Consider the following 8,619-nt stretch of genomic DNA (forward strand, 5'->3'; position numbering starts at 1 on the left):
GGAAAAATCGAAATTGATGCAAACGAAAGGGCAGCTATTGGAAAGCGTAATGCTGCTTTTTCGTTTGCACCATCTTCGATTCTTTCCTTAACGATCTGTTGATCAGATTTCGACAAAAGATGTGATTTCCTGCTCTAAAAGACGGAATACGTTTGCGACCAGGTACCCGTCAGCGATTGCGTGATTCAGACGAACGGTCACAGGCATGACAAGCCTTCCGTTTTCTTCCCTATATTTTCCCCAGTTGATGATAGGCGCAAAATACAGATTTCCATCGGGAAGTTCAAGATGAAGTGAATCATAGGAAAGCCAGGATATAAACGATGCATCGAACCAGTTTGGATGATTAACCATATCCAGACCGTATTCCCTTGTCTTCTTTGCCTCTTCAACATCCTTTAAAGCAGCAGCGTAGAACTTTTCATAGTCCTCATCGTATTCCGTATATACCGGAGTACAGGTTTCCGTATCTTCATGGAAAACATACTGCGTAGGATTGATCACGTCATAACAGATCAGCTCATCTGTCTGCCAAAGGTATCCCATCCTGTAGTCTTCGCGTGAATTCAGAACTTTTGAAAGAATATACAGGAAATTGATATAAAATTTCGTCCCTGTGTTCTTTGAATGTGTGGCGAGTTCTGTCACATCGATTCTCGCTGTTATTGAGGTCGAACACCTGCAGTCTTCCGTGAAATGACGGAACACACCTTTTCTATAGTATTTTTCTTTGTCAATTACCTTATAGTTCATTTTGAATTACCCTTACAAATACCTGAGCCCGCAATATCTCTGCAAACCGGAGTCTGTTCATCTGCAAGATAGAAGGACGGCACCAAATTGTGGCTGATGTATTTGTCACCAAGAATAAGACCATGCTCTCTCGTTTCACGAATATAAGCCTTAATATCCGCAAGATCTTTTTTTCAAATCCATCTTCATGAAGCCAGGTCTCAGAATACATCCATTCCATGTCATCCGGATCGGAATATCCGCCGTATCCGTGCTGAAAATTCTTTTTGCAGTGTTCCCACCAGAGGATGGATGAAACGCGATAACCTTCTTCATAGATAAAATCCAGGAACGCTTCCCAATCCCTGAAAAGGTACTCTGAACAGAAAGAATGATCCTCTATATATTTCTGAACTCTGTGATTTATCATTTTTACCTCTCAAACACCGATTTGTCTATTCTCGATTTGTACCTCAGCCCACCACACTACGGCTCCATTATACCATAATCAAAAAAGCGCCCGCCGCCATTATTAGGCGACGAGCGCGAATTATATGATTGTCCGCATTATTATTCCAAACAATGTGAGCTACACCCTTACATCACCACAATTGCCAGGCATTGGAAGAACGATTGCATCATTTATATAGTCCTTTTCTTTGATTGTATTGGCAATGTCGAACAAAGCGCTTTTGTTTCGAATTTCCCAATATTCTGCCGGTTTTCATTCTGCAACTTCCGCTCCTATCGTGATGAAACCACATTCGATTTCCAGGCCGCGGCTCTCTCGGAATTTAAGGACTTCTTTTCAATCTTCACAGGTGATACAGAGATTCCGGAAGAAGCCGTCCGTGCCGATATCCACATAAAGCCCCACATTTCCTCTTGCAGAAGGACCGTGCTTCAGGCCTGTAACTTTCAGCACCTCTTTCTGATCCACATAAAAAGCTGCGCAGTCATCCCTGACCACAGCCTTTATATGGCTCCACTCGTTCAAGGCGATGGTATCTACCCGATTCTCATAGTCTGTGATTCCAAAACTGCGCAGATATGAAAATGTATATCCAGGAAATGAAAAATACTGACAGCCATGGATCTTTCTGACAGGGTCGCTGCAGCCTTTCCCATTTGTCGGCCGAATATAGAAGGATTCGAATTCCCGACCATCCTTCGCTCCCCGGAAAGCAATACCGATAAATCCTCTAGCATAGTCCGGAGCATCGGGAAGAAGGGATCCGCATACATCCACTTCGATAATACCATTGTGGAAGGACAAATCCTTCACAGCTGCATAGGTATTGATATCCGGCTCTTCTGTGCCATACTTCCAGACTCTGATGGTCTCAGGGTCTGGAAACTCCATGGCAGTATGCGGCATCAGATAAAAAGAGTCATTCTCCATATGTATCATTCAGATTACCTCATTTCTATCATAAATATGTCCGCAACAGACAGGCGCCTGGTCGCCTTGTCCACTGCGGACAGCTTTTACAGTACATTCCTACTTTGACAGTTTATCACTGTTCTTACAGTTCGGCTCCGTTAGTCTCAATGACATGCTTATACCAGTAGAAAGACTTCTTTCTCCGGCGCTCCAGTGTACCGTGGCCTGTATCGTCCATATCCACATAGATGAAGCCATAGCGCTTTTTCATCTCTCCCGTTCCGGAGGACACCACATCAATGCATCCCCAGGGGGTGTAGCCGATCAGATCAACGCCATCGATCAGAACTGCGTCCTTCACGGCCTGAATATGAGCTCTGAAATAGTCGATGCGATAGTCATCAATGATGGAACCGTCCTCTTCTATGGTATCTACAGCCCCGAAGCCGTTCTCTACGATAAACATGGGCAGGCGGTAGCGATCGTAAATCTGATTCAGAGAAATTCTAAGGCCAAGCGGATCGATGGCCCACCCCCATTGGGATTCCTTCAGGTAGGGATTACGGTAGGCCATGATCTGGTTGCCGCCTGTCATCTCGGCATTCTTGTCAGCTGTAGAAACGGTGGACATATAATAGGAAAAGCCCACATAGTCCACAGTCCCGGCCTTCAGAATCTCAGAATCCTCCGGCTGCATCCTGACTTCGATGCCCATGCGGTCGTACATCTTCAAGCGGTAGGCAGGATATTCGCCACGACACTGCACATCCATGAAGAATTCCTTTTCGTGGTTGAATTCGATAGATTCCCAGACGTCCTCCGGACGACAGCTCATGGGGTAACTTGGTATATAGGAGACCATCATTCCAATCTTGAAGTCAGGGTTGATCTCATGACCCAGTCTAACTGCCCTGGCGCTGGCAACAAAAAGATGATGGTGGGCCTGCGCCTTGGTAGCCGGATCATTGGAATGGATACCGATCTGGGTCCAGCTCCTGAGGAAGTTGATCTCATTGAATGTCATCCAGTATGTGACCTTGCCCTTATAGCGCTCAAAGACTGTCTTGCAGAAGAAAACATAGAAGTCGACCAGTTCACGGCTTGCCCAGCCGTCGTAGACATCAGCCAGATACATGGGAGTGTCGAAGTGGTTGATGGTGACCACCGGCTCAATGCCGTACTTCAGGCACTCGTCAAATACATTGTCATAGAACTGCAGGCCTTCTTCGTTCACATCGTACATCCCGTTGGGACAGATGCGGGACCAGACTATGGACATACGGAAACATTTGAAGCCCATCTCTGCAAAGAGAGCTATATCTTCCTTATAGTGATGATAGAAATCTGTCGCCACGTGACTGGGATAGTAGAGCTCCGGCGCGATATAGCCGGTGGCACCCTCAGGCAGTGACTGCTCCTTGGTCACCTTTTTATATTCGCCGTCCGCAGTGCGGAAGGTGATCATTCTGGGGGAAGTATGGCTTCCCCCGGTAATGGCATCCAGTGTAGAGAGGCCTTTGCCTCCGGAAAGATAACCGCCCTCATACTGATTGGCCGCTGTCGCTCCACCCCAGAGGAAGCCTTCAGGCATTTGATCGTTCATGGTCTCCTCCTTTAATTAATCCGGATGATTGCGGTATCTGTATCAGCAATCATGCCGGAAAGGCCTTCGATCCTGTTGTACTGATCAAAGTTCGTTATCAGTACGGGAGTGACGGTAGAATACTTTCTGGCAATACTGTCCTTGTCGAACTCAATCAGGAGCTGACCTTTCTTAATGGAATCGCCTGTCTTTACATGAGCGGTAAAACCCTGTCCGTTCAGTTCCACTGTATCCAGACCGATATGGATAAGGAGTTCCACACCGTCGCTGCTGGAAAGCCCGATGGCGTGCTTTGTATCAAAGAGCATATCTACAGTTCCGTCAAAGGGAGCATATACCTTTCCTTCGGCAGGCTCAATGCCCACTCCTTTTCCCATCTCACCTCCGCTGAAAGCGCTGTCGGGCACCTGGCTTAAGGGGATGACATTTCCCTTGATAGGAGAGCTGATCTCGATCTGGCTGCCGCTCAGAATCCTGGCAGGTTCTTCGGAAGTAAAGTTCTCAGAATCAGCTTTCTCTGTATTTTCCTCAGAGGGAATGCCGAACAAGTAAGTCAGGACCGCCGCCATGACAAAAGCGATCAGAGAGCCGATGATGATGAATACAAAGCTGTCTGCTTCGTAAGTTATAATAGTGAAGAGTCCGGGAGGCGCATAGGCCAGGGCTCTGGCATGGAAGAATGACAGGAAGGCTGCCGCGACTGCGGAAGAAGCCATACCGAAAGCGAAGGGGCGCTTGTACTTCAGGTTCACGCCGTACATGACGGGTTCGGTGATGCCCAGGACCGCCGAAAGGGATGCGGATCCCGCCACGGATTTCATTTGCTTATTCTTCAGGCGAAGGAATGCACCGAAGCCGGCACCAGCCTGAGAGAAGTTGGCTGTAAGAGCACTGACCAAAAGAGTGGATCCGCCAGTCTCCGCGATCTGCTGAATCTGAAGGGGAGCCAGGGCATAGTGCATGCCCATCATTGTCAGGAGAGAGCGAGTGCCGCCCAGAAGAGCCGCTGCCACAAAGCCGCCAATGTTGTAGAACCAGTCAATGAACTTGGCAATATAGGTGCCCATGTAAGAGCCGATAGGACCAAGAACGATCAGTTCCAAGGGGACCATGATAAAGAGAACGATCATGGATGTGAGCAATATCTTCAAAAAGTCCGGAACCAGTTTGTCAATACGCTTGTAGATCAGGCTCAGTACCCATACGGACAGAATGATGGGAATGACCGTAGATTTATAATTGACAAAGAGGATCGGCAGGCCCAGGAAACTCATAGTGGAGGGTCCGCCTTCTGAAATAGCTGCTGCGCCGTTCATGATTGTGGGATACATATATGCCGCTGCCAGAGCCAGGGCCATGTATTCGCTGACCTTGAACTTTCTGGCCGCACTGACCGCCAGAAAGAAGGGGAAAAAATAGAAGATCAAGTCGCCAATCATGGACATGATGATCATGAAGCTGTTATCGCCGGGAAGCAGTCCCAGGTTCGTGATCAGAGATACCAGCGCCTTGAACATACCGCATCCGATCAGTACTGGCAGGGTCGGCGCAAATATGCCCGAGATTGTCTCAATAACAGCGCTTATCTTATTTTTGGGCGGTTCCTCCACGCTCCCGCCGCCTTCCGTGATATGAACCTGCGCTGAGACCTCATCAAAGACAGCGTTTACTTTCGCTCCGATCACGACCTGAAGCTGTCCGCTCTTAAGCTGTGCAGTGAGGACCCCCTCCAGATTTTTGAGAGCTTCAATATCCGCTTTGGAATTATCCTTGAGGTTGAAGCGCAGCCTTGTAGCGCAGTGCGTTAGAACGGAGATATTCTCTTCTCCGCCAACATTTTTGATGATCTGTGATGCAAGCTCTTTGTTTGTCATATTCCCTCCTTTTTGTTTGTTTTTGCTTTTAGAAAAAAATAGACCCTCGCACAATGCGAAGGTCAATAGAATTACGGCAATATTTCAACAATATTTTGGAGGGACATCCAGCGGGCTTAAACTTTGTTACGAATAAATCTTTAAAAAGACTTTATGATAATTGATATGTCCGCTTTCAGTATTTTTAGATGCGACGATATGGGAAAAGGCGTCTCCGAAGGTCCGTATCTCTTCGTGCCTTAAGTAATTAATCAGTGCTGAAACGTCCGACCACAGGTAGGGTCCCCGGGAAGACTTTGTGTGGATCGTGACAAGATAATCACCGCCCGGAATCACTTCTACGTCGCCTGTCTTCTCCAAGCCAATCTTAACTGCGTCTTTCTCCGGGCACATAAGACCGTATGTATACTTTGCCTTTCCTTCCGGGAAATTTTGCAGGTCCGCAGCCCGCATACGGCTGACCCATTTTACGGCGGGCAGATTCTCAAGCCAAGCCTTTTTCTGCCTGTCCAGCAGGTGCCCGCCCAGTGCTTCTTCCTTGTCGGACAATTCCAGCCGCCACATGTTCGGGTAATGCTCAACCCAAACCTGATCCACCTTTCTAAAAATATCCGGATAATAGCTTTCAAGCTCTTCCAGGTATTTTATTGCAAGCTCCGCGTGCAGGATTTCCTTATTCTTTTCTTCAATCTTCTGCCTCGCAAGAGCCATGAGTTCCTCTGGGACAATATCTTTCATGATCTGCGCGCTCTGTTCCAGAGAGAATCCGCTCGCAAGAAGCGTCCTGCCAAGGTTAAATCGCCGTGTATCCACAACGCTATAATACCTGTAACCGTTGATCTCGTCGACTTCCGGGCGAATAATCTTCATCTTTTCATAATGGCGCAGCATATGGGTCGTCACACCCAGAAGCTTTGCCATTTCACTAATCTTATATCTTTCTTCGTTCATAAGTGATATCCATCCATTTCTTCCAATTCGGGTACCCTCAGGGGACAAAAAGTTGTGTGAATGCAACTCTTGCACAGTGCTAATGTTCGATTACAGGCATCCGGTAATTTACGTTGAGTCCCATCCCCCACATCTCATATGTCCTCCCCCCATTTACTTACTATATTTACCAAATTTTAGTAAGTAAATCGAGTCCAATCATCAATTGCACTGGAAGGTTTACATATTTTACAAAATTCTGGTCGACATACTGGAATTGTCAGCCTTTATTCTTTTTCTTATCCAGGATGATGTCATGACAGCAGTCTCCGTCAGATAAATCTGAATACCTGATGAACTTAACATGTTTTGTGAGATTGCTGTAAGCTGTGGTGTCCGTCATGCAGAAGATTTTGCACAATGATCTGATCCCGTATGTTTCAAACATTTCAGCGTATGCGCACCTGGATATGCTATATTCGATTTTACCGTCGGATAATTCAAACTGATCATAGGAAATGCTACCGTCCTTCACTCGTTTGTCGTAATCTGAGATATTCCATCTTTCCGCGATCTGATAGCTGTTAGGAAGCAGATCAATGCATCGGATCAGGTATTTAAAGAAATTCCTCCGGCCGCTGAAGCCGCTGTTTACAGTATCAATGGTTTCTTTGTCTGATAAACCGGATCCCTTTAATTCCAGACATATGGCAATAATTGCATAGATATACTCTGCATTCGTTGTCGGATATATGTTATGTTCTGCATATTTTTCTGAGTTATACATCTCAGTCAGCCTTTTTTCATAGGCTTCCTGTTTCCTGTCTGGATCAGGGTCGTTCAATGCGGCAAGAATCTTTCTGTAAAGTACCTCCATACTTATTTACTGTTTTTGCTGTTTCCATTTTCCGTACCTTTCGTCAAATGCGAATTTGTATTTGTTTCTACTATTCCTGCATGGACGCCGGCCAGCCTGAATAGGATTTTCTTTTATCCATATTAGCGATCACCTTCATCTCATCCAAAGTAAGCGTGAAATCAAAAATATCAAGGTTTTCCTTCATGCGTTCCTGTTTTGTGCTCTTCGGAATAATAATGATGTCTTGCTGGTTCAAAAAGCGCAAAATTACCTGCGCAGCACTTTTTCCGTGAGCCAATCCGATTTTCATCAATGTCTCATTGCGGAAAATATCATCCATGCCTTCCCCGAAAGGAGACCACGACTCATGTGCAATCCCTTGCTCCGTAAGATACTGATGCATTCTTTTTTGTTGCCACAGAACATGGGTTTCTATTTGATCAACTGTAGGTTTAATGTCAAAGCGTTTGATGAGGGCATCAATCTGATGAGCATTGAAATTTGATACTCCAATTGCACGTATGATACCGGATCGATATGCTTCGACAAGAGCTCTATAAGTTCCTTCATTATCGCTGTTAGGCCAGTGAATGATCATAAGATCGATATACTCTATATCAAAAGCCTTCAATGACTGTATGATGCCCTTCTTCGTGGCATGATATCCGGTTGTCTGCGTCTTTGACGTAATGAACACTTCTTCTCTTTCAAGACCTGAATGCTTTACTGCAAGACCAACTTCATGCTCATTACCATAATTCTGAGCCGTGTCAATATGCCTGTACCCAACTTCAAGAGCCATTCTGACAAGATGCTCCGTTTGCCTTGGAGATGTCAAATAGGTGCCGTATCCTACAAGGGGCATAGTTGCTCCATTATTGAGTGTTATCGTTTTTTTCTTTCTTCCCTGCATACACTTCACCTCTTTATTTCTTCAAATACCGATTGAACAAAATCGCTGCGCGATGGCCTGCCAGGGCTGTGGCGCAGTTTTACTTTATTGACAATTAAAAAACAGTGGAAGTACTTTTCGTAATTCGGTATTGTTAAGTTACCACACAAAACAACTGAATACGGAAAGCCCCACTGCCTATGAAAACAATAGCATTTAACGGCGTCTTCCGCAATCGGAATTATGATGCCAACGCGCCTCCTGATGGGTAGTTGTCACTGTAAACACTACTTAATCATGGAGGTTTTTATGTACGAAGATATTTTTGCTTCTATCCGTCAGGCT

At 45.9% G+C, this 8,619-nt stretch carries 8 protein-coding genes; all 8 read right to left on the reverse strand.

All coding sequences use genetic code 11. From position 1 onward, the window contains the following. Window positions 1-102: 102 nt before the first annotated feature. Window positions 103-753: a CatA-like O-acetyltransferase, family 3 gene (locus T357_RS0117860; RefSeq protein ID WP_031555580.1), complete on the reverse strand. Its 651-nt coding sequence runs from the start codon at window positions 751-753 to the stop codon at window positions 103-105. Then, on the reverse strand, window positions 743-1,162 hold the full coding sequence (locus T357_RS0117865; protein WP_031555583.1) for a hypothetical protein: 420 nt from the start codon (window positions 1,160-1,162) through the stop codon (window positions 743-745). Before T357_RS0117865 ends, T357_RS0117860 begins: the two co-directional genes overlap by 11 nt. Window positions 1,163-1,540: 378 nt before the next feature. Beyond that, the gene (locus T357_RS0117870) at window positions 1,541-2,143 is read right to left on the reverse strand and encodes a hypothetical protein (RefSeq protein WP_155991563.1); all 603 of its coding nucleotides are present in this window, start codon (window positions 2,141-2,143) and stop codon (window positions 1,541-1,543) included. Window positions 2,144-2,258: 115 nt separating this feature from the next. Beyond that, entirely contained in the window at window positions 2,259-3,719 is a 1,461-nt protein-coding gene (locus T357_RS0117875; protein WP_031555589.1) for a glycoside hydrolase family 1 protein, read from the reverse strand. An 11-nt stretch (window positions 3,720-3,730) separates the two neighbouring features. After that, a complete protein-coding gene (locus tag T357_RS0117880; protein WP_031555592.1) occupies window positions 3,731-5,593 on the reverse strand; it encodes a beta-glucoside-specific PTS transporter subunit IIABC in 1,863 nt (620 codons plus the stop codon). A 126-nt stretch (window positions 5,594-5,719) separates the two neighbouring features. Further along, window positions 5,720-6,544 carry a MerR family transcriptional regulator gene (locus tag T357_RS0117885; protein ID WP_031555595.1) on the reverse strand — a complete coding sequence of 275 codons (825 nt, stop codon included), beginning with the start codon at window positions 6,542-6,544 and terminating at the stop codon, window positions 5,720-5,722. Window positions 6,545-6,803: 259 nt separating this feature from the next. Continuing rightward, a complete protein-coding gene (locus T357_RS0117890) occupies window positions 6,804-7,400 on the reverse strand; it encodes an L-2-amino-thiazoline-4-carboxylic acid hydrolase (RefSeq protein ID WP_031555599.1) in 597 nt (198 codons plus the stop codon). 70 nt (window positions 7,401-7,470) lie between these two features. Then, window positions 7,471-8,295: an aldo/keto reductase gene (locus T357_RS0117895; RefSeq protein ID WP_031555602.1), complete on the reverse strand. Its 825-nt coding sequence runs from the start codon at window positions 8,293-8,295 to the stop codon at window positions 7,471-7,473. Window positions 8,296-8,619 lie beyond the last annotated feature (324 nt).

The organism is Oribacterium sp. FC2011 (genome assembly GCF_000701645.1).
GTDB lineage: Bacteria > Bacillota > Clostridia > Lachnospirales > Lachnospiraceae > Oribacterium.